Here is a 285-nt window from a genome sequence, read left to right as displayed (position 1 = left end):
TAGTAAGAGATGGAGGACAAGTTTCGATTATCTCTTCTATTGGCACAATGGATAAACGGACAGATAATGTCTTACAAGAGATTAAATCCAACACTCATTTTTTAGGGGGAGTTCGGTTGCCAGATACGGCTTTTAAAAGCATTGCAGGTACTCGTGTAACCACAGATCTCCTCTTCTTTCAAAAGGATCAAGCAAAGAATCTTAATGAAGAGGAACTTGTTTTTAGTGGTTCTATTCCCTTTGAGGAGGATAAGCGTGTCTGGATCAATCCTTATTTTGATGGGA

Annotated in this window: 1 protein-coding gene; it reads left to right on the top strand. The window is 38.9% G+C overall.

What is annotated here, in order from left to right:
* The coding region (locus tag L0M85_RS10095; RefSeq protein WP_238656948.1) for a hypothetical protein at positions 1-285 on the top strand (285 nt) is incomplete at both ends.

It is taken from the genome of Streptococcus sp. DFI.7.26 (genome assembly GCF_022240605.1).
GTDB classification, from domain to species: domain Bacteria; phylum Bacillota; class Bacilli; order Lactobacillales; family Streptococcaceae; genus Streptococcus; species Streptococcus xiaochunlingii.
This window is presented reverse-complemented; position numbering and strand designations above follow the sequence as displayed.